This is a genomic window from Nocardia sp. NPDC003183, from assembly GCF_053590715.1.
On sequence record NZ_JBSFTG010000029.1, the window covers coordinates 1 to 20677 of the forward strand.

Sequence of the window (20677 nt, forward strand, 5' to 3'; positions counted from 1 at the left end):
ACAGGCTATTTCACCCCCTCCCCCCACACCCCGCTCTTCCCCTCCCCCCGCCGGCGCGTCACCGCCGCCCCCCCCCGCTCGGTTTCCCCGCAGCGGGCGGACTCGAAACCGTTCACTGCGGACGGAACGGGCCGATCAGGCCCGTTCCCGCAGGTCAGGATCACACGTCGTAGTAGAGCTCGAACTCGTACGGGTGCGGACGGAGGTTGACCGGGGCGATCTCGCTCTCGCGCTTGATGTTGATCCAGGTCTCGATGAGGTCAGGCGTGAAGACGTTGCCCTCGGTGAGGTAGTCGTGATCTGCCTCGAGGCGGTCGATGACCGTGGCCAGGCTGGTGGGGGCCTGGGGGATGTTCTTGGCCTCCTCCGGCGGGAGCTCGTAGAGGTCCTTGTCGACCGGGGCCATCGGCTCGATCTTGTTCTTGATGCCGTCCAGGCCTGCCATCATCATGGCGGCGAAGGCCAGGTACGGGTTGCCCGAGGAGTCCGGCGCGCGGAACTCGATGCGCTTGGCCTTCGGGTTGTTGCCGGTCACCGGGATACGCACGGCGGCCGAGCGGTTGCGCTGCGAGTACACCAGGTTGATGGGGGCCTCGTAGCCCGGCACCAGACGGTGGTAGGAGTTGACGGTCGGGTTGGTGAACGCCAGCAGCGACGGGGCGTGGTGCAGGATGCCGCCGATGTAGTGACGCGCCAGATCCGACAGGCCACCGTAGCCGGCCTCGTCGTGGAACAGCGGCTTGCCGTCCTTCCACAGCGACTGGTGCACGTGCATGCCCGAGCCGTTGTCACCGAAGAGGGGCTTCGGCATGAAGGTGACAGACTTGCCTTCCTGCCACGCGGTGTTCTTCACGATGTACTTGAACAGCTGCAGGTCGTCCGCCGCCGAGAGCAGCGTGCCGAACTTGTAGTTGATCTCGGCCTGACCGGCGGTGCCGACCTCGTGGTGGCCGCGCTCGAGCTCGAAGCCCGCGTTCTGCAGGTTGGTCGAGATCTTGTCGCGCAGGTCGACGTAGTGGTCGTACGGGGCGACGGGGAAGTAGCCACCCTTGTTGCGGACCTTGTAGCCGAGGTTGCGGCTGCCGTCCGGGTTGAACTCCTTGCCGGTGTTCCACGAACCGGAGACGGACTCGATCTCGTAGAACGAGCCGTTCATGCCGGAGCCGTAACGGATGCCGTCGAAGATGTAGAACTCGGCCTCGGCGCCGAAGAAGGCGGTGTCGGCGATACCGGTCGAACGCAGGTACTCCTCCGCCTTGCGCGCGATGTTGCGCGGGTCGCGGGAATACGCCTCACGGGTGAACGGGTCGTGCACGAAGAAGTTCAGGTTGAGCGTCTTCGCGGCGCGGAACGGGTCGATCCGGGCGGTGCTGAAGTCGGGGAGCAGGAGCATGTCCGACTCGTCGATCGACTGGAAGCCACGCACCGAGGAGCCGTCGAACGCCAGACCCTCTTCCGCCAGGTCAGCGGTGAACGCCTTGGCCGGGATCGAGAAGTGCTGCTGGACGCCGGGCAGGTCGGAGAAGCGGATATCGACGTATTCGATGTCCTCTTCCTTGATGTACTGGATGACCTCTTCGGCCGTGCTGAACGTCACTTGCTCTCCTTACGAATCGGTTCCCAGCCAGTCGCGATGCTGGCCCTTTCGAACGACCTGCGCGCAGTCGCTACGAAGGGGTTCGTCGCGACCTGACGCTAAGGACGCGGTGTTTCCCAACAGTCAAGGCTATGTTTCGCCAGTGTTACGCGAGCCGGATGCCTGGGTGATGTCAGCCATCCGGGTGCGATCTTCACGCTAATCCTGCCATCCGCGTGATCCCGCGCTGACGTGACCTCCATTAATGCGGTCGTGGGCGACCGATCGCGCGCCACTATCCTGGGTCCCATGGCGCGTATTACCGGCACATGGCTATCCGGATCCCCGGGCGAACCCGGCGACTCGGACATCTCCGGCTACCCCGGTGAGCTGTACGGGCTGCCGCGCGAGGGAGCGGGCTCGCTCGCCCCGACGTGGCGACGCGTCGTCGCGCTGTTCATCGACTGGTTCATCGCGGTCGGGATCGCCGCGGTGATCACCCGCAGCTTCGCATCGTCGTCGATGCCGCTGCTGGTGTGGTTCGTGGTCGGCGTGGCCGCGGTGACGCTGTTCGGGTTCACCCCGGGGCAGTACTTCACGAAGCTGCGGGTGCTGCGCATCGACGCTCCGGTGGCGGTGGGTTTCGTGCGCGCGCTGGCCAGGCAGGTGCTGCTGGTGTTCGTGGTGCCCGCGCTGTTCACCGATGCCGACGGCCGCGGCATGCACGACCGGGCGACCGGGACGGCACTGGTCAACGCTCGCTGAGGCGTTGGGCCCGCTCGTACTCGCGCGCGGCCATACGATCAAGCCGTGTCACTGAATCCGGCCATGTTGGCCGTACGTTTTCTGCTCGAATTGATCGCCATCGCCTCGTTCGGCGTCTACGGATGGCGCGCCTTCGACTCGCCATGGCGGTACCTGCTCGTGGTGGTCCTGCCGATCGCGGCCGCGACGCTGTGGGGCGTGTTCACCCTGCCCGACGATCCGGGACGCGGCGGCGGTTCACCGGTGCCCGTCTCCGGCCCGGTCCGGCTGCTCGTCGAGTTCGCGGTGCTCTTCGGTGGCGCCGCGGCACTGTGGGCCGCTTCGCTGCCGCGGCTCGCCTTGATCTCGGCGGCTGTTCTCGTCGGTTACCACCTGTTGGCATACGACCGGGTCCTGTGGCTGCTGACCGGCCGCTCACCCAACGCCTGAAACGGCGCGAGCCCGTCACCTGACAAGGTGACGGGCTCGCGGCGGGAGTGGGTCAGCGGCGACGGATCGCGCGCTGCATGCCCTTCATCTTCGCACCGGGGGGCATCGGGCCCTTCGGCATCGCGGGACCACTGCGCGAACTCAGGGCCGAGAGCCTGCCCTCGATCTGGTCGATCCGCTTGACGTCGATGTTGCGCGGCAGCTTGGTGAGGTACTTCTGCAGCTCCTTGAGGGGAGTCTGGCCTTCCTCGTTGCCGACGATCACTTCGTAGATGGGGGTGTCACCGACCAGGCGGGCGGTGCGCTTCTTCTCCTGCGCGATGAGCGAGCGGACCCGCTGCGGCGAACCCTCGGCGACGAAGATCACCCCGGGCAGGCCGATCACGCGGTGCACGGCGTCGAGCTGGGTGGTCGCGGCGACGCCGTTGGCGACCCGCCACTTGCCCTGCAGGTTCTCCAGCACCCACGCCGCGGCGCCCGCCTGACCCTCGGCCTTGCGGTACACGTTCTTCTGCACGCGGCGCCCGAACAGGATGAATGCCAGCAGCACACCCAGCAGCAGACCCAGCGGCAGCAGGAACCACTGCATGTCGAAGATCAGCCCGATGAGGAAGAAGACCACCGTGGTGCCGACCAGTGCGCCGATCATCAGCGGCAGCAGCGCCTTGTCTTCCTTGCGCTGCATGTTGAACGCCTGCCACAACTGCTGACGACGCTCGCGTGATGCCTGCTTACGGGCCGCTTTAGCCGCGGCCCTGGCTTCCTTCGACGGCTTGCCGCCCTTGCCTCCTGCCATGGTGTCAGCTTAGATGGCGCGCCGCCGGGGCGTCTGACCGCATCACACCGCGCGACGATCCCGGCGTTTCGGGCACGTTCGGCGGGCGGCGGCCCACGCCACAGGCCACAATGGCTGAGATGCGCCCGATCACCGAGAACCCCGCCCTGCCCCCCGTCACCGAGGGCGTCGATGACGAGGTCGCCCGGCGGCTGGCAGTCGCGCTGCAGTGCGTGACGGTGTCGACCGAAGATCCCGCGCACACCGCACACGCGGAGTTCGCGCGCCTGGCCACCCACCTCGAGACATCGTTCCCCCGCGTGCACGCCGAGCTGACACTGACGACCTTCGGTCACAGCAGGCTCTACCGCTGGGACGGCGCCGAGCCGGGCGCGGTGTCGGCGATCCTGCTCGCCCACCAGGACGTGGTACCGGTCGACGACGCGCAACGCTGGACCCATCCCCCGTTCGACGGTGTCGTCGACGACGAATTCATCTGGGGCCGTGGCGCGATCGACGACAAGAGCCGCGTGCTCGCCGTCCTGGAAGCGGTCGAGTCGGCGCTGGAAACCGGAATTCGCCCGCACCACACCGTGTTCCTCGCCTTCGGTCACGACGAAGAGGTCTTCGGCGACGGCGGCGCGGTCCGGATGGCCCAGCACCTGCGCGACCAGGACGTGCGCGCGGAGCTGCTGCTCGACGAGGGCGGGGTGATCACCGACGGCGTCGCCGACGGGGTCGACCGGCCGGTGGCCAGCATCATGCTCGGCGAGAAAGGCTATGCGACGGTACGGCTTTCGGTCACCGAGATCGGCGGTCACTCCTCGATGCCCGGCAAGCAGACCGCGGTGGGACGGCTGGCACGCGCGGTCGCACGCGTGCAGGACCATCCGATGCCACTGCGGCTGACGCCGGTGATCAGCGACATGCTCGCCCGCATGCGTGAGGCGCTGCCCGAACCACGACGCCGGCTGCTCGAGCTCACCGACGCACGCGGGCTGTCCAGGCTGGCCGGACCGCTCGTCGCCCGCATCATGGCGACGGGCCCGACCACCGAGGCGCTGGTGCGCACCACCACCGCGCCCACCGTGATCAGCGGCGGCGTGAAGGCCAATGTGCTCCCGCAGAGCGCCGAGGCGCTGGTGAATTTCCGTATCCTGCCCGGTGATTCGGTGGCGGCGGTGCTGGCGCACTGCACCAGGGTGATCCGCGATATCGGCGTGGCGATCGACCTCGTCGGGCCCGCATCGGAGCCCTCGCGGTTCCACGGGCCGGGTCCGGCTTTCGACATGGTCGCCGAGCTGGCGTCGAGCGTGGTGCCCGGGATCGTGACCACCACCGGGATCGTGCCCGGCGCCACCGATTCACGCCACTACGACGGCCTGGCCGCGACCCGCTGCAACTTCGCGCCGATCGTGTTGACCGCGGCGGATCTGGAACGGATCCACGGAACCGACGAGCGGATCTCGCGACTCAACTACGCTCGGCTGATCGAGTTCAACCGGCGTCTCATCGAGCGGCTCGCCGCGGCGCCCGAAGCAGGAGGAGCGCCACGATGACGACCGACACCGGCGAGTTCGCGGGCCACGGCGGCAAGATCGCCTGGCGCGCATGGCAACCGGAGTCCACACCGCGCGCGGTGGTGGTGCTGGTGCACGGCGTCGCCGAACACTCGGGCCGCTACGAACACGTCGGCACGACACTGGCCGAGGCCGGCTTCGCGGTCTACGCGCTCGACCACATCGGGCACGGCCTGTCCGAGGGCCCGGCGGCCAATATCGGTTCGATGCAGGGCGCCGCCGACAATGTCGCGACCCTGCTCGATCTCGCGGGCGCCGCCCATCCCGGTGTCCCCCGGTTCCTGCTCGGGCATTCGATGGGCAGCCTCGTGGTCCTGCACCAGGCGACCCGCGGACCGGTCGACGTGGCGGGCATCATCGTGTCCGCGCCGCCGCTGGACATCCCGCTCGGCAATCCGCTCCAGCGCCTCGCCGCTCCCCTGCTCACCCGGTTCGCACCGAATCTCGGTGTGCTGACCCTGGATTCGTCCACGATCAGCCGCGATCCCGAGGTGGTACGCGCCTACGACGACGACCCACTGGTGTTCCGCGGCAAGCTGCCCGCGCGCACCGCGGTGGAGATCCTGCAGCACACCGCGCTGGTGAAGCAGCGTCTCGGCGCGCTCACCGCGCCGCTGCTGGTAGTGCACGGCACCGCCGACGTGATCGCGTCACCGTCGAGCGCCGATCTGCTCGAGCGTGACACGGGCTCGACCGACGTGACAGTGCTGCGCTATCCCGGGCTCTACCACGAGGTGTTCAACGAGCCCGAGCGCGCGAAGGTGCTCGGCGATGTCACCGACTGGCTGTCAACCCATGTTACCGGTCAGTAAGTTTTTGCGCGGGCGACACTAGTAGACTTACCACCCATGACCACGTCTACCGGCGCCGTTGCCTTCATCCGCGCCAGCTGGCACAGCTCCATCGTCAACAAGGCGCACGAGGGCTTCCTCGCCGAATACACCGGCTTCGGGTTCGATCCCGAGGTCGTCGAGGTGTTCGACGTCCCCGGCGCGTTCGAGATCCCGCTGCATGCCCAACGCCTGGCCCGCACCGGCCGCTACGACGCGATCGTCGCCGCGGCCCTGGTCGTCGACGGCGGCATATACCGCCACGACTTCGTCGCCTCCGCGGTGATCGACGGCCTGATGCGCGTGCAGCTCGACACCGATGTGCCGGTGTTCTCGGTAGTGCTCACCCCGCACCACTTCCACGAGCACAGCGAGCACGTGGACTACTACACCAACCACTTCGTGACCAAGGGAGCCGAGGCTGCCCGCGCGGTGGCGAACACTCTCAGCTCCCTGCGGTCACTGCCTACCTCGCGCTGACTACTTGAACTGGTTCAGGCAGGCCTGCTCGCCGCTGAGGACACCGGTGCGGAACGCCTCGAGGCGCTGATATCCGCTCGGCACCACCTTGCCGTTGACGTCGGAGGCGGCGAGGCCGTCGGCGAGCAGGCCGGAGACCGCTTCGTCGAGGTCACCGGCCGACAGGCGCGGATCACTGTTCGGCTCACTGAGTTTCGTGGTGAGCACGCCCGTCAGGCACGCCGTACGCAGGCCCGCCGACTCGGCACCCGACAGCGACAGCTTGCGATCCTGCTGCACCGCGAGGGCATAGCGGGACACGAACACCGCGGCGGCGTTGTAGTCACCGGTGACGACCGCCGACAGCGGCTCCTCCTTGGCGCTCGACCCCTCACCCGCACGCTTGGCCATGGCGGGGACATCGGTGCCGATGGTGTTCGAGCCCGGGCAGTAGGAGACCGGCTCGGTGGTGGTCGTCGACGCGCAGTTGCGGGTGACGCCGGCGTAGTCGAACTTCGGCGCGGTCTTCACCGGCATCGACTTGCCGAGCTGGGCGGCCAGGGTGGTCAGGGTCTCCTTGTTCACCGGCAGCTGCTTGTCGCGTTCATCTTCTTCGAAGGTGACGGGCAGGCCGGCGCGACGCTTCTCGATCTCGTCCTCGTTGATGTCCTTGCACGACTTGGCGCCCTGGGTGTAACCCATCTGCACCGCCGTCACCCGCTCGAACGCCGAACCGTGCACGGCGTCGGGATCGTTGGGGTCGCGGTCGCGCACGGCGACGGTCGCGCCGAGCACACCGTTGAGCCCGTCGGTGGTGTTGAGCGTGAAGTGCTTCGAATTGCCTTCTGCCACATGACGAAGGAACACACCGGCCAGGCAGTCGGCCTGCTGCTCCTTGACCAGCGCATCGGTGAGGAACCCGCGCAGCAGGTCGGCCTGGGACTGGATGGCGTGCCCGTATTCGTGGGCGAGCACCATCACCACCGACATTTCCTTGTACTTGTCGACCAGCAGCGGCAGCAGGACGGTGCGGTCCCAGCCGATGGTGTGGTCGAGCGGGCAGTACGCGGCGTTGACCAGCTTGTAGGTGCTGCTCTTGCAGAACTGCACCGACTCCGACTCCGGCGCCTTCGCCGACCAGGAGATGTACTTCGAGGCGGGCTTGAAATTGCCACGGAAAGTCTTGGAATACTCGGTCTGCCAGTACTCTTCGATGTCGGCGATGGCGTTGAGCGCGAGCTTGTCGATCTTGCCGTTGTCGCCGTTGTCGGCCTTCTTGTCCGTGTCGGGCACACCGGGACGCGACCCGCTGGGACCGGTGGACGACGCCGCGCCCGCCACCTCCCATGGATTGTCCATGATCGGCTGCGCCTGGTCGCTCGCGACAGTTGTCGCGCCGCAACCGGATACGAGCATGCCGATACTCATCAAAGCTGCCATGGTCGCGCCGAACCGATGTCTTCTCATGCGCTGTCCTCCCCAAAAATGACGCGGCCGCCTTGCGGTCCGCGATCGAGCGCTCACATGGTAAACGACTACTGTCACAGGTCCATTCGGATCGTGGCCAGCACCGCGCGATGGTCGGAGCCGGGGATGGTGAGCGTGCGGATCTGTTCGGCCACCCCACCTGCGACGAGGATGTGATCGATCCCGATCACCGGTCCCCACCGGCGATCCGCCGGGTAGGTGAGCAGGACACCGTCGCCGGTCTGGTCGGCGGCCGAGGCGAACGCGCCGTCGAGCAGTGCTCGATAGGCCGAGTGGTCGTGTGTCGCGTTGAAATCCGCGCCGACGATCGCGGGTGCGCTGGTCGCCGCGAGGATCTCGTCGACCCGGCGCATCTCGGCCGACCAGGCACCGAAGTCGATATTCGGCGGGATCGGATGGAACGCGAAGACCGACATCGGCCCGCGCTGTGGATGTTCCATCGTCGCCGAGATATTGCTCATGACGAAGCCGTCGTATTTCTTGGTGTCGCGCAACGGGTATCGGCTGTAGATGCCGGTGCCGCCACCACCCGACTGCGCCGGTTCCAGGTAGAAGTAGGGCAGTCGTTCGTCGAGTCCGGCCACACGCAGACCCGTGATCGAGTCGACGGTCAACTCCTCGACGGTGAGCACGTCGACGTTGTTCTCCCGCACCGCACCGACCACGGCGACCGGATCGGCCTGGCCGAACAGGATGTTCGACTGCATCACCACGAGTTCGGGCCCATCGGCGGCCCTGGCCTCCGGAATGTAGGACGGCACCACCAACCACGCGGCACCGGCCAGCACCAGTGCCGCCGCCCCCGAGCTGCGCCAGCCTCGGGCGAGCAGCAACAGCACCAGTCCCACGACCGCGCCGAGCATCAACCACATCGCCCCCGACGCCAACAGCACCATCGACTTCTGGCGCCAGTCCACGACATGCAACACGATCCCGGCCACCGCCGCGACCACCGCGCCCCACCCCAGGACGAGCAACGCTCGTTCCGCCCATTTACGCATCATGAGGTCACCCTAAGCGGCGCCGCTTTCAGGTCTCTTGCGGCTGTCTTGGGAACTCCATGAGGACCTACACTGGCCGCCGGAAGGGAGGTGACCGTGTACATCGAAGAGTTCTCCGCCGCGGGTCCACTCACCGAGCGGGCCGTCGAGGAGCTGATGACCGTCGCGAACAAGTACACCTCGGCGATCACCCTGACCGTCGGTGAGCGCACCGTGCAGCTCCCGGTTCTCCCGGTCTGCTGGGATGAGCTGCGCGTCGGCGCGGGCACCGCGATCACGGTCGAAGCCGACCACGGCTACCGACCGGCCGACCTCGAGGACCGCACCGCGCTGACCGACTTCGTCTCGACCTTTCAGCGCGCGACCGGTAGGCCCTAGAGCGGCAGACCCGCCTCGATCCAGTTGTAGGCCTGGATCTTTCGGGACTCGGGATCGTTGACCACCTGGTTGATGAGGTCGTTGATCTGATCGGTGGACAGGGGGTAGCCGTAATGTTCGGCCGCGCCCGCCGACGCCCACAGCGAGGCGAACAGACCGGGCCCGCCGAGAAGGTGGGACAGCACGGTGGCGACCTCGTCGACGGTCTCGATGACCCCGTGGACCAGAGCGATCGCGATGTCCTCGTCGCCGGGCGGCATGCCGGGGGCCAGCGCACCGGATTCGACGGCGCGCTGGGCCAGCCACGCACGCGGGACCAGCGGGCTCGGGCCGATGGCGTCGCCGAGGTAGTAGCGCCATTCGCCCGGGTTGCCCTGGTCGAAAGCGTGGATGTAGAAGGTGCGGGTGAGCGCCCACAGGGCGATGTAGCGCAGGGCCAGCTGTTCGGGACCGAGCAGCGCGTCGGGGCCCTCGGCGCGGTCACGCTCCAGCAGGTTCCAGGCGAAGCGGAACCAGACCTGTTCGGAATTGCCGACCCAGGTGGCGGGCAGGCGGTCGGCCAACGCGGCCAGATCGCCGACCGGGCCGTCGATGCCGCTGTCGCCGGAGGCTTCCACGCGCAGGTTGTCGACATAGCCGCGCAGGGCGTCGACAGAGGTGAACACCGCGTAGCCCAGCTGGGCGAAGCGGGTGAGGTCGGCATTGGACGGCTCGAGCACCAGCACCACCGGCATGCCGACGCCCGGCTGCAGGCCCTCTGGCCAAAAGGCTTCGGCGACGGCGAGTTCGCGGCCGGTGACCGGGTCGGAGACCTCACTGTCGAGCAGCGGGAAGCCGAAGCCGTCGGCGACGAGGTCGTCGACGAGTGCGTTGACCTGGTCCACCGCGGGATCGCCGATGGTCACTCCGGCGACACCCACCGTCAGCAGGGTCGGGCGGTGCAGCTTGCCGGTGCGCAGCTTTTCGAGGAACGCATCCGCCGAGGCGGAGAGCATTTTGCGGCGCGCCCGCAGGAACTCACGGTAGTTCTCCACCCGCCACAGCGACGGGTCGGTCGGAATCCACTGCGAGGCGAGCACACCCGGGTTGCGCCGTTCCATCTCGGCGAAGTAGTCGGCGGGCTCACGCTCGCCGAGCTCGGCCTCGGAGCCGGGGCTGAGGAAGCAGAAATTGGCGATCGCGTTGATCTCGTTGCGTTCGTAACCGGCGTCGCGCAGCAGGGTTTTCGGGAACAGGTAGTGCACCTGCACCGGCGTGCGCTCACCGAACTGCTCGATGCCGAGTTCGGAGCCGGTGCCGAGATCGCGGGAACCGTCGACGCGGGTGAGCATGTACAGCAGCGGATAGAACCGGGAACCGCGAGTGGCACCGGCGAAGTCGTCGGCGCACAGGTCGAGCGAGCCACCGCGCAGCCGTTCGAGCGAGCCGATCAGCGCGTTGATGCCGCCGCGTTCGAGCGTGTCGTAGTCCTGTTGCAGGAACGTCTCGGTGGAGCCGCTGAACCGGCCCCAGAGCGCGGAATGCACGTACCAGTACAGCACCCGGTCGCGGTGCAGGTCGTCGTCGAAGCGGCCGCCGTTGAGGAACAGCAGGCGGGTGATCACGGGAATCGCGTAGCGCCCCATCAGGACTCGGTCGTGATCGAGGCCGAGCCTGCCCGCCACCGTGTCGAGGAAGGTGTCCACCTGTTTCGTGGTGGCCACCAGGGCCTGCTCGAATTCCGCGGGTGCCAGATCGCCGAGCGCGTCGAAGTGCGCGCGGCCGTTGCCGACGGCGATCACGTTGCGCAGCAACCAGTCCAGGGTGAAGGTGTAGCCGTCTTTGTCCCAGCGGATCAGGTGGTCGCGCAGGTTGCCGCGGGCCTGCGGCCACTGCGCGCACAGAGTGGCCAGCGCGAGGTCGCCCTTGGACAGTTTGGTGCCGCCGGAGTTGACCCGGTTGAAGATGTCGACCACCTCGTCGACCGTGCGATCCGATCCGGTGATGGTCTCGACGTTGAACTCGCGGTTGGCGACCTCGCGAACCTTGTTCAGCCGATCGAGATAGAGGGCAAGGGTTTCCGGCGACTCGTCCGGGAACCTGGCCAGGTAGTGCATCGGGCCCTGGGCGAACAGTTCGGTGATGTCGATCCAGGCCGGTGCGGTATCGCGGCCGGGCACCTGGAATTCGAAGAGCTCCCGCTCGACATCGAAATGCAGACCGGTGAAAGCGATCTCGTCGCCTTCGAAGAACGACGGCGCTGTCCCGCGCATGATCCCGTACAGCGTGGTGATGCGCTGCTGACCGTCGAGCAGCAACTGGCGCAGCCCCGAGCCGGTCGTCGACCCGCGTACCGCGATCTCCTCGGACCCGGTCTCCCACACCAGCAACCCACCGACCGGATACCCGAGATACAGCGACCGCATGAGTCCACGCACCTGGTCGCGGTTCCACACGTAGCCGCGCTGGAATTCGGGCAGCAGCACAGCACCGGAGTCGATCTGGTCGAGCAGGGTGGACAGACGTGTCACGGCAGCCTTTCGATCGAGATCCGGTGGCAGACAAGCGCCCCATCGTTGCACGAATCGTACCGACACATCCCGACATGCCAGCGGCCGAACGGAACTGGCGTGATCACTCCATCCCGGACACCGCTGCCCGGAAGGCCTCCGATGCGTAGAACGGTGCCAGCCTGCGACGCAGCACGGTGTCGAGATAACCGCGCTCGTCGAGTGTTTCGAGGACCGGCGGGCCGAAACGCAGCGCCTCCTCGAGCATCTCCGCGCGCCCTACGCCCAGCTCAGCCAGCAATTCGGCAAGGGGGGTGTCGCCGTACTTATCGAAGACGTGGTCCACGCCCTCGTCGAGCAGGGCGCGGAAGTAGTCGGTATCGCGGAAGGTGCGCCAGAATTCGAAGACGAGCACGACGATGTCTTCGACATCGGTGGCCGAGACCAGATCACGGAACGAGCCGACGGCGACGCCGGTGTGTTTGCGCCAGGTCTCGCGGGCGCTGTCGAGCAACACTTCGTCGGCGTCACTGCTGTTGCCGCGCAACACGAATCGCGCACCGGTGCGGGTGAGCCTGCCGACACCGTGCTCGATCGCGGGCATCGCGGGTTCGGCCAGCCGCGACAGCGCACCGCGCAGCGTCCGGGCCAGGCCACCGCCTTCGGGGTGTAAACCGTCGTCGACCGCGGTGACCACCGCGCGCTGGACCGCCTCGACGCACGCGTCGACGGTCACCGGGCTGTTGAGCACCAGACGCACCAGCCGGTGGGTGAGATCCAGATCGGCTACGCCGTCGACCAGCTCGTCGAAGCGGCGGTTGTCGACGAGCTCACCGACCTCGATCTCGTCGTTGGCGCGATGGTTGTACAGGCGGGTGGCGATCTCACCGACGAGTTCGGGAATTGCGCCCTCGACGGGAACCTGCACGGCGAACTTGTGCGCGACCGCCTTGATCTGCTCACGGGTCACCGCCTGCGCGAGGGTCAGTTCCGCGGCCTCGTCGAGCGCGCCGTCGATCTCCTCGGTGACGAACTCGAGGAAGCCGGCGGGCTCGCGCAACTGCTGCTTGGTGAACGCCACGTGTGCGTCGAGCACCCGCATGGCCAGGTCGACGTGCCCGCCACGCCCCGCGTTCATCTCACCCATACCGCTCAGATTGGCACAGTCCGCGACGCGATGTGAAAGGGGCGTTCACATTGGTTGCCGACCGACTCGACACGCCGATTTTCCACGGTATACGCCGCCCACATCGCAGTGTGGCAAACCGCAAGGCGCGGTTTGCTGGCGAGTATGGCATACTGGGTTGCTGAGACTGGGCTGATCGCAAGTGATCGCCATGGCTCACCTACGGAAAAGACTTTTAAAACATGACTCAAGGCACCGTCAAGTGGTTCAACGGCGAAAAGGGCTTCGGCTTCATCGCCCAAGACGGAGGCGGCCCCGACGTCTTCGTTCACTACTCGGCTATCGGCGGCTCGGGCTTCAAGTCCCTCGAAGAGGGACAGCGGGTGGAGTTCGAGGTCGGCCAGGGCCAGAAGGGCCCCCAGGCCCAGGACGTCCGCGCCATCTGATTTCGGCGTGAACTGAAAAAGCCCCGCACCAGTGGTGCGGGGCTTTTTCATGTCCGGACTATCCCCCGAACACGCGCTCGACGACGGCCTTCGCGCGGCGGGTGATGCGCATGTAGGTGTCGAGGAATTCGCTGCCGTCGTCGTTGGGCCAGCCGGCTACCCGAGCCACCGCCGAGAGCAGCTGGCCCGGGCCGGGGAGTTGGTCGGTCGGCTTGCCCTTGACCAGGACGAGGGCGTTGCGGGCGGCGGTGGCGGTGATCCACGATTCCCGCAGGAGCGCGACGTCTTCGGGTTCGAGGATGCCCTCGGCTTCGATCACGTCGAGCGACTGCAGGGTCGAGGTGTTGTGCAGCGCGGGTATCTCGTGCGCGTGGCGCAGTTGCAGGAGCTGGACGGTCCATTCGATATCGGCCAGGCCGCCGCGGCCCAGCTTGGTGTGGGTCGACGGGTTGGCACCGCGCGGGAGTCGCTCGGAGTCCACGCGCGCCTTGATGCGGCGGATCTCGCGGACCGATTCCTCCGACACCCCGCCGGTCGGATAGCGGATCGGGTCGATGACATGCAGGAAGCGCACGCCCAGATCCTGATCGCCCGCCACCTGGTGGGCGCGCAGCAGCGCCTGCATCTCCCACGGCTGGGCCCACTGCGCGTAGTAGGCCTGATAAGCGGTCAGCGTGCGGACCAGGGGCCCGTTGCGCCCCTCGGGACGCAGGCCCGCATCCACCTGCAAAGGCGGGTCGACGCTCGGTGCGCCGAGCAGCCGCTGCACCTTCTCGGCGATCCCGTTGGCCCATTTCACAGCCGTGGCCTCGTCCTCACCGGGGCGCGGATCGCAGACGAACAGCACGTCGGCGTCGGAGCCGTAGCCCAGTTCCATCCCGCCCAGCCTGCCCATGCCGATCACCGCGAAGTCGGCGGGCGCGGGCGCACCACGTTCGGCCTCCGAGGCGCGGATGACCGCGCTCAGTGCCGCCTCGAGCACCGCAACCCACACCGACGACAGCGCCGCGCACACCTGTGCGACGTCCAGCATGCCGAGCACATCGGCCGAGGCGACCCTGGCCAGTTCGTGGCGGCGCAGTGAACGTGCTGCCGCGACAGCACGTTTCGGGTCGTCGTAGCGGGCGGCCGCGGTCTGCATGCCGCGGGCGACGTCTTCGGGTTTTGTGCTGAGCAACTGCGGGCCGCCGGGCCCGTCGGCGTACATGCGGATGGTGTCGGGCGCGTTGATCAGCAGGTCGGGCAGGTACTCCGAGGACCCGAGCACGATCATCAGACGCTGGGCCACCGCACCCTCGTCACGCAGCACGCGCAGGAACCAGATCTGGTCGTCGAGCCCCTCAGACACCCTGCGGTACGCGAGCAGCCCGGCATCGGGATTCGGTGTGTCACCGAGCCATTCGAGCAGAGTCGGCAGCAGCAGCGCCTGGATGCGGCCCTTGCGCGAGACGCCGCCGGTGAGCGCCTTGAGATGGCCGAGCGCGTTGGCCGGTGCGCCGTAGCCGAGGGCGGCGAGCTGGCGGACGGCGGCGTCGGGGCTCAGGCGCAGCGCGTCGGAGTCCATCCGGGCGACCGCGTCCAGCAGCGGGCGATAGAACAGTTTCGCGTGCAGGCGCCGGACTCGCACGGCGTTGCGGCGGATGTCGGTGTCGAGCACGCCGACCGCGTCCTGGCGGCCGTCGGGACGGATGTGGGCGGCGCGGGCCAGCCAGCGCATGCCCTCCTCGTCATCGGCCGCGGGCAGGGTGTGGGTGCGCTTGAGCCGCTGCAATTGCAGGCGGTGTTCGAGCAGGCGCAGGAATTCGTAGGAGGCGGTGAGGTTGGCGGCGTCCTCACGGCCGACGTAGCCGCCCGCGGCGAGGGCCGTGAGCGCTTCGACGGTATTGGTGACGTGCAGTGCCTCGTCGACCCGGCCGTGCACCAATTGCAGGAGCTGCACGGCGAATTCGACATCGCGCAGGCTGCCCGCGCCCAGCTTGAGCTCGCGCTCACGCATGTCGGCGGGGACCAGGTCCTCGACCCGGCGGCGCATGGCCTGGACGTCGGCGACGAAGTCGGGACGTTCCGACGCGGTCCAGACCATCGGCATCAGCGCGTCGCGGTACTGCTTGCCGAGTTCCATATCGCCGGTCATCGGCCGGTTCTTCAACAGCGCCTGGAACTCCCAGGTGCGCGCCCACCGCTTGTAGTAGGCGAGGTGGGAGTCGAGGGTGCGCACCAGCGCCCCCGCCTTGCCCTCGGGGCGCAGTGCGGCGTCGACCTCGAAGAAGGCCGAGCTCGCGACGCTCATCATCTCCGCGGCGAGCCGGGTCGCGGTCGCGTCGGCCGGTTCGGCGACGAACACCACGTCGACATCACTGACGTAATTCAGTTCTCGCGCACCACATTTGCCCATCGCGATCACCGCGAGGCGCACCGGCACCGGGCCGTTCTTACACACCCTGGCCACCGCGACCGACAGGGCGGCGGTGAGCGCGGCATCGGCCAGGTCCGACAGGTGCTTGCCGACCACCAGGTACGGCGGCACCGGTTCGTTCTCGACGGTGGAGGCCAGGTCGACCGCGGCCAGCAACATCAGCTGATCGCGGTACCTGCCGCGCAGCAAGGCGACCGCCTCCGGACCGGCGATCCCGGCACGCCACAGCATCGGCCCCGCGTTGGGTCCGGTCTCCGGCGCCGCGTCGACGGCGTCGAGCAGGTCGGCGATCAGCTCGTCACGGCTGGGAAGTTCGTTCTCGCGCAGCACTTTCCACGCGGCCGGGGCAGCGACCAGGTGGTCGCCGAAGGCCGTCGACGAGCCGAGCAAGCCGAACAGCCTGCCGCGCAACGTGGTGTCGGAACGGATCGCAGAATCCAGTTCGGGCCATGCGTCTTCGAGCGATTCGCGCAGCCGCACCAGCGTGGACAGGGCGAGATCGGCATCGGGCGAACGCGAGAGTGCCCAGAGCACCGGCACCCCGTCGACGTTGTCCCAGCCGAGTTGATGCAGGGAAGCCGCCGCTGTCGGTTCGAGGAGACCGAGCCGGCCGACGCCGGGTACAGCGGAGCGGGCAGTCGGTGGCCGGACCATAGCTGTGATCCTAGCGGCTGGCGCCGCGGGCTTTCGGCGCGGAAGCCTTGATCCGGTCAGCCCGGATCAAGGCGGCCCGGGATCACTCAGAGACTCAGGTACTCCTTCAACTCCCAGGGAGTGACCTGTGAGCGGTAGTCGGCCCACTCACGGCGCTTGTTGCGCAGGAAGAAGTCGAAGACGTGCTCGCCGAGGGTTTCGGCGACCAGCTCGGAGCGCTCCATCGCCTGCAGGGCCTCGTCGAGGGTGCCGGGCAGGGTACGGAAGCCCATGGCGCGACGCTCGGCGTCGGTCAGCGACCACACGTCGTCCTCGGCCTCGGGGGGCAGCGTGTAGCCCTTCTCGATACCGCGCAGACCCGCGGCCAGCAGGACCGCGAAGGTCAGGTACGGGTTGCAGGCGGAATCAGGGCTGCGGATCTCGACGCGACGCGACGACGACTTGTTCGGGGTGTACATCGGCACCCGCACCAGCGCCGACCGGTTGGACCGGCCCCACGAGGCCGCGGTCGGGGCTTCGCCACCGTGGATCAGCCGCTTGTAGGAGTTGACCCACTGGTTGGTGATCGCGCTGATCTCGGGGGCGTGCTCGAGGATGCCGGCGATGAACGAGCGCGCGGTGCCCGAGAGGTTGTTCGGGTCGTCGGGATCGGCGAAGGCGTTGTTCTCGCCCTCGAACAGGCTCATGTGGGTGTGCATGGCCGAGCCGGGGTACTGGGAGAACGGCTTGGGCATGAACGTCGCGCGCACGCCCTCGTCGATCGCCACCTCTTTGATCAGGTAGCGGAAGGTCATCACGTTGTCGGCCATCGAGAGCGCGTCGGCGTAGCGCAGGTCGATCTCCTGCTGGCCGGGAGCGCCCTCGTGGTGGCTGAACTCGACCGAGATGCCCATCGATTCGAGCGAGTCGATGGCATGGCGGCGGAAGTTCGGCGCCGAATCGTGCACGGCCTGGTCGAAGAAGCCGCCGTTGTCGGCCGGGGTCGGCTCGTAGCCGCCCTTGAGGTTGTTCTCCAGCAGGAAGAACTCGATCTCGGGGTGCACGTAGCAGCTGAAGCCCGCGTCGGCGGCCTTGTTCAGCTGACGGCGCAGCACGTGGCGCGGGTCGGCCCAGGACGGCGAACCGTCGGGCATGGTGATATCGCAGAACATCCGTGCCGAGTGCTGGTGGCCCTTGGAGCTGGCCCACGGCAGCACCTGGAAGGTCGACGGATCGGGCCGCGCGACCATGTCCGCCTCGGACACGCGCGCGAAGCCCTCGATGGCCGAGCCGTCGAAGCCGATGCCCTCCTCGAAGGCGCCTTCGAGCTCGGCGGGCGCGATGGCGACGGACTTGAGGTAGCCCAGCACATCGGTGAACCAGAGACGGACGAAACGGATATCCCGCTCTTCGAGCGTCCGCAGCACGAATTCCTTCTGGCGATCCATACCGGCGAGCGTAAGCACCCGGCGTTAAATCCGTGTTACATACGGAGACGGGTTTGCGATCTCGTCACATCGTTCGCACATCTCACCGGCCACGACGGGGCGCGGTGAGCACATGCGGCTCTCAGCATGTGAGACCGGGCGCGGGCGTGGCGAGATCGACGAGGTAGTCGATCACCGCGGTGTCGAGGCACTGATCGCCCGCCACCAGAGCGGCGGTGTGCCGATTGCCGCGGAAGGTGATCAAGTCGGCGCCCAGCTGCGCGGCCAGGTCGACACCGGCCTGATACGGCGTGGCCGGGTCGTCGGTGGTGGAGACCACCACGGTGGGCGGCAGTCCAGGGGCCGAGACGCGATGCGGGCTGCTGGTGTTGGGCACCGGCCAGGCGGCGCACAGTTCCAGTGGGGCGGCGCCGGTGCCCTTGCCGTCGTCGAGGAACGGGGCGGCCTTGCGGTATTCGGTGTCCTGACGGCCGGTCACCGCGGGATCGGTGACGCGCGGATCGTCGACGCAACGGATCGCGTTGAAGGCGTCCTGGGTGTTGGCGTAGGTGCCGTCCTGGCGGCGGCCGTCGTACATATCGGCCAGCTGCAGCAGGGTGTCGCCGCTGCCCGCGCGCAGTTCGGTGAGGCCCTGGGTGAGGATCTGCCACAGGTCGTCGCTGTAGAGAGCCTGCTGGACGCCGGTGATCGCGTCGTTGTAGCTGAGACCGCGCGGGTCGGCGGTCGGCGCCGGGGCCTTCTCCAGCGGCCCGACCAGCTCGCGGAAACGAGTGACGGCCTGGGCGGGATCGGTGCCGAGCGGGCAGTCGGCGTTCTTCGCGCAGTCGGTGGCGTAGGCGGTGAACACGCCCTGGAAGCCCGCCGCCTGCCGCAGCGACTCCTGGACCGGGTCCTGCGAGGAGTCGACGGCGCCGTCGAGAACGAGCGCGCGCACGTTCTGCGGGTATTTCTCGGCGTAGGCCGAACCGAGGCGGGTGCCGTAGGAGTAGCCGAGGTAACTCAGTTTCGCGTCGCCGAGCACGGCCCGCATGACATCCATGTCCTGGATCACCTCGCGGGTACCGACGTGACCGAGCAGGTCGACGCCGGAGCGCTGGGCGCAGCGGTCGGCGTACTCACGGTTGTCGTCCTCTGCCTCGGCGATGCCCGCCGGAGTGTTGTCGGTGGGCGGCTCGGCACGTTCGGCGTCGGCCTGCTGCGGGGTGAGGCAGACGATCGAGGGCAGCGACGAGCCGACACCGCGCGGATCGAACCCGACCCGATCGAACTTCTCCGCCAGTTCGGTGCGGTTGCCGACACCGACCATCGACAGGCCGGAGACGCCGGGCCCACCCGGGTTCATCAGCAGCGAGCCGACCTTCTCGCCGGTGGCCGGGATCCGGGAGAGCGCGATCTGGGCGGTCGGGCCGTCCGGGCGCGCGTAGTCGATCGGCACGGTGATCCGCGCGCACTCGGTTTTGGGTGGCAGCCGGTCCTCCGGGCTGCCGTAGCCCTCGCACGAGCCCCAGTCGATCTGCTGGTCGTAGAAGCTGTTCAGACCCGGTGGGGGCGGGGGCAGTTCAGCACGCGGCGCGCTGTCCCCGCCGGTGCCGCATCCGGTGACGATCAACGCAGAGACAGCGCCGAGGAGCACGACGAGCCGGCCTCGCTGCACAGTGGGCCCACCTTTCCGCGCCCTGCGGCGCACACAATGCGCCCGAACGGGCTCGCATCACGGTAACCGAATCGCCCGGTGTGACCGATCACACCGGCGCCTGGCCTTAAACCCGTGCGGGCGCAGGTGGCACACTGAGGTGGTCAGAAACGCCCGGGGACCCGGTATGGGCCTCGAGGAACCAGACGAAAGGGACGATGATGTCCGTATCCGATGAGCAGACTCCTGCCTACGGTGCCACTCCCGCCGACAACAAGCCACGCCGCAAGACCCGCGTCCAGCATCTCCAGCAGATGAAGGCCGACGGTGAGCGCTGGTCGATGCTGACGGCCTACGACTACTCGTCCGCCCGGCTGTTCGAGGAAGCCGGTATCCCCGTGCTCCTGGTCGGCGATTCCGCCGCCAATGTCGTCTACGGCTACGACACCACCGTGCCGATCACCGTCGACGAGCTCATCCCGCTCGTGCGCGGTGTCGTGCGCGGCGCCCCGCACGCGCTGGTCGTCGCCGATCTGCCGTTCGGGACCTACGAGTCCTCGCCGCAGCAGGCGCTGGCGACCGCCATCCGCTTCATGAAGGAGGGCGGCGCGCACGCGGTGAAGCTCGAGGGCGGCGAACGGGTCGCCGAGCAGATCGCGCTGATCACCTCCGCGGGCATCCCCGTGATGGCCCACATCGGATTCACCCCACAGAGCGTGAACACCCTGGGCGGTTTCCGCGTCCAGGGCCGAGGCGACGGCGCCGAGCAGCTCGTCGCCGACGCGATCGCCGTGCAGGAGGCCGGTGCGTTCTCGGTGGTCATGGAAATGGTCCCCGCCGAGATCGCGGGCCAGGTCACCCGCAAGCTGACCATCCCGACCGTCGGCATCGGCGCGGGCGCCGACTGCGACGCCCAGGTGCTGGTCTGGCAGGACATGGCCGGCTACACCAGCGGCAAGACGGCCAAGTTCGTCAAGCGCTTCGGCAACGTGGGCGACGAACTCCGCACCGCCGCGGCCACTTACGCCGCCGAAGTCCGCCAAGGCACCTTCCCCGGCCCAGAACACAGCTTCTGACCGGACCCACAACAACCTGCCCCCGTCCCTGCCGCCGTCTTCAACAACCCACCCAACCCAGCCACCGCACTCCCGACCCCTAGGGAGGGACGGCCACGAAGTGGCCGGTCCGCGGCCGGGCCGCCGGTC

17 protein-coding genes are annotated in these 20677 nt (G+C 68.0%); 8 read left to right on the plus strand and 9 right to left on the minus strand.

Annotated elements, in window-relative coordinates; genetic code table 11:
* Nucleotides 1-160: 160 nt before the first annotated feature.
* Nucleotides 161-1597: a type I glutamate--ammonia ligase gene (gene glnA / locus ACWDXS_RS34985; RefSeq protein WP_266299126.1), complete on the minus strand. Its 1437-nt coding sequence runs from the start codon at nt 1595-1597 to the stop codon at nt 161-163.
* Between the two features lie 288 nt (nt 1598-1885).
* Here glnA (ACWDXS_RS34985) and ACWDXS_RS34990 point away from each other — a divergent pair, with 288 nt between their 5' ends.
* Both ACWDXS_RS34990 and ACWDXS_RS34995 read left to right on the plus strand, forming a co-directional pair.
* Nucleotides 1886-2341: an RDD family protein gene (locus ACWDXS_RS34990; protein ID WP_379318723.1), complete on the plus strand. Its 456-nt coding sequence runs from the start codon at nt 1886-1888 to the stop codon at nt 2339-2341.
* 45 nt (nt 2342-2386) lie between these two features.
* A complete protein-coding gene (locus ACWDXS_RS34995) occupies nt 2387-2770 on the plus strand; it encodes a YrdB family protein (RefSeq protein WP_378996508.1) in 384 nt (127 codons plus the stop codon).
* 52 nt (nt 2771-2822) lie between these two features.
* Here ACWDXS_RS34995 and ACWDXS_RS35000 read toward each other — a convergent pair whose 3' ends face one another.
* Complete coding sequence (locus ACWDXS_RS35000; protein ID WP_301905683.1) at nt 2823-3566, minus strand: DUF4191 domain-containing protein; 744 nt, start codon at nt 3564-3566, stop codon at nt 2823-2825.
* Between the two features lie 119 nt (nt 3567-3685).
* On the opposite strand from ACWDXS_RS35000, the gene ACWDXS_RS35005 reads away from it, so the two are divergent.
* Genes ACWDXS_RS35005 through ACWDXS_RS35015 form a run of 3 tightly spaced genes read left to right on the plus strand, consistent with a single transcriptional unit; the run spans nt 3686 to nt 6435 of the window.
* Nucleotides 3686-5104, plus strand: coding sequence for a M20/M25/M40 family metallo-hydrolase (locus ACWDXS_RS35005; RefSeq protein ID WP_449972518.1), 1419 nt, complete (start codon nt 3686-3688; stop codon nt 5102-5104).
* Nucleotides 5101-5937, plus strand: coding sequence for an alpha/beta hydrolase (locus ACWDXS_RS35010; RefSeq protein WP_449972521.1), 837 nt, complete (start codon nt 5101-5103; stop codon nt 5935-5937). Before ACWDXS_RS35005 ends, ACWDXS_RS35010 begins: the two co-directional genes overlap by 4 nt.
* Before the next feature lie 36 nt (nt 5938-5973).
* Nucleotides 5974-6435, plus strand: a complete 462-nt coding sequence (locus tag ACWDXS_RS35015; protein WP_358071185.1) for a 6,7-dimethyl-8-ribityllumazine synthase — start codon at nt 5974-5976, stop codon at nt 6433-6435.
* On the opposite strand, the gene ACWDXS_RS35020 is transcribed toward ACWDXS_RS35015, so the two are convergent.
* A complete protein-coding gene (locus tag ACWDXS_RS35020; protein WP_378996516.1) occupies nt 6436-7881 on the minus strand; it encodes a neutral zinc metallopeptidase in 1446 nt (481 codons plus the stop codon). It lies immediately after the preceding gene.
* 74 nt (nt 7882-7955) lie between these two features.
* Entirely contained in the window at nt 7956-8906 is a 951-nt protein-coding gene (locus ACWDXS_RS35025; protein ID WP_449972525.1) for an endonuclease/exonuclease/phosphatase family protein, read from the minus strand.
* A 93-nt stretch (nt 8907-8999) separates the two neighbouring features.
* On the opposite strand from ACWDXS_RS35025, the gene ACWDXS_RS35030 reads away from it, so the two are divergent.
* Nucleotides 9000-9281: a hypothetical protein gene (locus ACWDXS_RS35030; RefSeq protein ID WP_449972527.1), complete on the plus strand. Its 282-nt coding sequence runs from the start codon at nt 9000-9002 to the stop codon at nt 9279-9281.
* On the opposite strand, the gene ACWDXS_RS35035 is transcribed toward ACWDXS_RS35030, so the two are convergent.
* Together ACWDXS_RS35035 and ACWDXS_RS35040 are read right to left on the minus strand one after the other, a co-directional pair.
* On the minus strand, nt 9278-11791 hold the full coding sequence (locus ACWDXS_RS35035; protein ID WP_379315432.1) for a GmrSD restriction endonuclease domain-containing protein: 2514 nt from the start codon (nt 11789-11791) through the stop codon (nt 9278-9280). The two genes, ACWDXS_RS35030 and ACWDXS_RS35035, sit on opposite strands and share 4 nt — an antisense overlap.
* A gap of 103 nt (nt 11792-11894) precedes the next feature.
* Nucleotides 11895-12917: a hypothetical protein gene (locus ACWDXS_RS35040; protein WP_387449263.1), complete on the minus strand. Its 1023-nt coding sequence runs from the start codon at nt 12915-12917 to the stop codon at nt 11895-11897.
* Nucleotides 12918-13138: 221 nt separating this feature from the next.
* Here ACWDXS_RS35040 and ACWDXS_RS35045 point away from each other — a divergent pair, with 221 nt between their 5' ends.
* Nucleotides 13139-13342, plus strand: a complete 204-nt coding sequence (locus ACWDXS_RS35045) for a cold-shock protein (protein WP_056821080.1) — start codon at nt 13139-13141, stop codon at nt 13340-13342.
* 58 nt (nt 13343-13400) lie between these two features.
* On the opposite strand, the gene ACWDXS_RS35050 is transcribed toward ACWDXS_RS35045, so the two are convergent.
* The 3 genes from ACWDXS_RS35050 to ACWDXS_RS35060 form a co-directional block, all read right to left on the minus strand.
* Complete coding sequence (locus ACWDXS_RS35050; RefSeq protein ID WP_449972532.1) at nt 13401-16412, minus strand: bifunctional [glutamine synthetase] adenylyltransferase/[glutamine synthetase]-adenylyl-L-tyrosine phosphorylase; 3012 nt, start codon at nt 16410-16412, stop codon at nt 13401-13403.
* 86 nt (nt 16413-16498) lie between these two features.
* Complete coding sequence (gene glnA, locus ACWDXS_RS35055; RefSeq protein WP_378996527.1) at nt 16499-17839, minus strand: type I glutamate--ammonia ligase; 1341 nt, start codon at nt 17837-17839, stop codon at nt 16499-16501.
* Nucleotides 17840-17960: 121 nt separating this feature from the next.
* Nucleotides 17961-19493: an alpha/beta hydrolase gene (locus ACWDXS_RS35060; RefSeq protein WP_378996529.1), complete on the minus strand. Its 1533-nt coding sequence runs from the start codon at nt 19491-19493 to the stop codon at nt 17961-17963.
* Between the two features lie 200 nt (nt 19494-19693).
* Here ACWDXS_RS35060 and panB point away from each other — a divergent pair, with 200 nt between their 5' ends.
* The gene (gene panB / locus ACWDXS_RS35065) at nt 19694-20548 is read left to right on the plus strand and encodes a 3-methyl-2-oxobutanoate hydroxymethyltransferase (protein WP_378639174.1); all 855 of its coding nucleotides are present in this window, start codon (nt 19694-19696) and stop codon (nt 20546-20548) included.
* Nucleotides 20549-20677: the final 129 nt, after the last annotated feature.